Origin of the sequence: Xanthomonas sp. SHU 166, assembly GCF_000364685.1 — a bacterium.
In the GTDB taxonomy this organism is placed as follows: domain Bacteria; phylum Pseudomonadota; class Gammaproteobacteria; order Xanthomonadales; family Xanthomonadaceae; genus Xanthomonas_A; species Xanthomonas_A sontii.
The window spans coordinates 1-3,049 of record NZ_AQOJ01000343.1; the positions used below are offsets into that span (position 1 = coordinate 1).

General features: G+C 70.8%; 3 protein-coding genes. 1 reads left to right on the forward strand and 2 read right to left on the reverse strand.

All coding sequences use genetic code 11. From position 1 onward, the window contains the following. Both D180_RS10070 and D180_RS10075 read right to left on the reverse strand, forming a co-directional pair. On the reverse strand, positions 1-494 hold a 494-nt coding region (locus D180_RS10070; RefSeq protein WP_017912696.1), incomplete at its 3' end, for an FHA domain-containing protein. A gap of 46 nt (positions 495-540) precedes the next feature. Next, entirely contained in the window at positions 541-1,377 is an 837-nt protein-coding gene (locus D180_RS10075; RefSeq protein WP_017912697.1) for a DUF6689 family protein, read from the reverse strand. A gap of 234 nt (positions 1,378-1,611) precedes the next feature. Between D180_RS10075 and D180_RS10080 the strand changes: the two genes are divergently transcribed. After that, a complete protein-coding gene (locus D180_RS10080; RefSeq protein WP_017912698.1) occupies positions 1,612-3,015 on the forward strand; it encodes a S8 family serine peptidase in 1,404 nt (467 codons plus the stop codon). Positions 3,016-3,049 lie beyond the last annotated feature (34 nt).

The window sequence follows — 3,049 nt, forward strand, 5'->3', positions numbered from 1 at the left end:
GCCGCGACGCGCTGGCCGTGCGCCTCGGCCAGGACCAGCAGGCCGCGTTCGGCCTGGGCCAGTTCGACCACCGCGTCCAGGCTGGCGCCGAGCAGATCGTCGAGTCCGCCGATCTGGGCGAGCCCTTGGGTGAGGGCGGTGGCGCGATCGCAGCGGGCGCGCTGGCGGCGTTCGGCCAGGTCCGCGTCGGCCGGGCTGAGCGGGGCGAACTCGGCGTAGATGTCGCCAAAGCGCAGCCAGGTCGCGGTCTCCAGCGCGATCGGCGCGGCCACCCGCACGCCATCGCGGTAGCTGCCGTTCTTGCTGCCCAGGTCGTGCAACTGCCAGTGGCCGTCGGCCTGCGGCTGCAGTTGCGCGTGCCAGCGCGACACCGAGGGGTGTTCCAGCGCCAGCGCGTTGTCGGCCGCGCGGCCGATCGCCAGGGTCTGCCCGGCGGCGAGCAGCAGCGTCGGTGCCGGCGCGTCGGGCAGGTAGGCAGTCAGGCGCGCGGGCATCGCGGCGTGTCCTCCGTCGCGGTGCGTGCGACCGGTCCCGCAGCGCTCAAGGCGCGTAGAGACGTTGGTAGTCGATGGAGAAGCGCAGCGTCGCGGCGCCGGCCAGCAGTTCGCCGGCGGGGTTGCCTGCGCTCATGCCGGCGTTCCAGGTTTGCGCGATACCATGGCCGGCGCGCGACGACACCTGCTCGCGGAACCCGTCCAGCGCGACCGTGGCGGCGGTGTAGTCGGCATTGGCCAGGGCGCTCTGTACGCTGTTCAGCATGGCGGCCAGCGGCGCCGCCTCGTTGGCGGGCAGCTGCGCCACCAGCGCCTGCAGCCGGCTCAGCTTGGCGGCCACCACGTTGGCGGTCGGGCGCAGGTCGTGGAGCACGATGAACTGCGAGAAGCCGCCGGTGGTGCCGCGGGCGCGGACGCTGCCCGGAGCGATCTCATCGGTGATGTCGCGGAAATCGCCGCCCTCCGGGGCCTTGAACAGGCGCAGGGTGCTGTCGGCGGTATAGGCCAGCGCATGGGTGTGCAGCTCCACATGCACGACGCGCCGGAACGTCAGGCCGCCGCTCGGTGGCGGTGTCACCGTGATCAGCAGCGGCAACTGCGACGGCACCTGGCCGGTTTGCGTGCTGGGCAGCCGCGGCAGCAAGGCCGTGACCTGGGCCGGGGTCAGCAGTTCTGCGCTCAGACCGAGGTTGGCCGGGCTGAGACCGCTGGCGTTGTCGAACTCCAGCGTCAGTTCCGCGAGCGGGAGCGGGCCGGCGCCGATGGCCGCCGTCGCCACATTGCCGCTCACGTCCACCTGCACCGGCAGCGGTTGCGCGGCGAGCCCGCCGGACGCCGCGACGGCGCAGAACAGCAGGCAAACCCTTGCGAACATCGTGTGCATCTGAAACCCCCTGTTGCATGTGCCGGCACTGTGCACCGCGCCTGCGTTCCGCCCGGCACCGCGGCGCGCGGCAGCGGCCTTCGTCCCGATCATACCGATCCGTACGGGCGATGCACGCGGCCCTGGGTGTTTCCACCCACGCGCAGTAGGGGCGATCCCGGATAGGCGCCACCGCGCGGCCGCGTCAGGCTGCAGTCACCCGCCCGTCCCGGGCCCACCAACCGGAGATTCCAGATGCCCATCCGTCGTCCCGCACTCGCCATCGGCATTTGCGCCGTGCTCGCCAGCGGCGTCTTCGCTGGCGGCAAGGCCGAAGCCGCCGCGCATCTGGACAGCCTGCTGGAGTCCAAGCTGGCCAGCACGCCGCTGACCGACGAGTTGCAGATCGTCATCACCTACAAGCAGTCCAAGCCGGTCTCGGCGGCGCAGCTGACCGTGTTGCACGACCTGGGCATCACCCGCGGCGTCAGCATGCAGACCCTGCCGATCGCCGGTGCGCTGGCCACGCCGGAGGAGATCCTGGCGCTGGCCGAGCGCGACGACGTCGCCTCGATCTACTACAACGCCCCGCTGCGCTACTTCAACCAGGATGCGCGCCAGGCCACCGGGGTCGACCGCGCGCAGAGCAATCCGGGCGACTTCGGCCGCACCGTGCCGTACACCGGCCGCGGCGTCGGCGTGCTGATCAACGACTCGGGCATCGATGCCACCCACCGCGATCTGGCCTATGGCGACCGCGTGGTGCAGAACGTGCTGGCCAACACCAACCTGCACAATCTGAACTCGATGCTGCCGGTCACCTACCTGGAGGGCGTGCCGAACACCGACGCCGGTTCCGGCCATGGCACCCACTGCGCCGGCACGGTCGGCGGCAGCGGCGCGCAGTCCGGCGGCAAGTACCGCGGCGTGGCAACCGGCGCCAGCCTGGTCGGCTACGGCTCAAGCGGTGTGCTGCTGGTGCTGGATGCGGTGGGCGGCCTGGACTACGCGGCCTCGCACCAGAACAGCTTCAAGGATCCGATCCGCGTCGTCAGCAACTCCTGGGGCACCTCCGGCAAGTTCGATCCGGCCGATCCGGTCAACGTCGCCACCTACGAGCTGTACAAGCGCGGCATCGTCAGCGTGTTCGCCGCCGGCAACGACGGTCCCAAGGAAGACACCCACAATCCGTACGCGCAGGCGCCGTGGGTGATCTCGGTCGCCGCCGGCAACGTCGACGGCACGCTGGCCGACTTCTCCTCGCGCGGCAAGGCCGGCGAGCGCGATACCTTCACCACCGCCGACGGCAAGAGCTGGACCCACATCAACCAGCCCAGCATCACCGCGCCGGGCGTGGACATCATCTCCACCCGCGCCTCCACCGGCCTGTTGCCGCCGCTGGCCGCGCAGAAGGACGAAAAGCTGATCGCGCCGGCGCAGCTGCCGTTCTACACCACCATGAGCGGCACCTCGATGGCCACGCCGCATGTGGCGGGTGTGGTGGCGCTGGTGCTGGAGGCCAATCCGAACCTGACCCCGGACCAGGTCAAGGACCTGATCGAGCGTACCGCCACACCGATGGCGGGACGTGCCTCCTGGGAAGTCGGCGCCGGTTATCTCAACGCTTACTCGGCGTTGCGCGAAGCCAGCAAGAAGTGACCGGATCGGGCGGACGCCAGCGTCCGCCCGATCC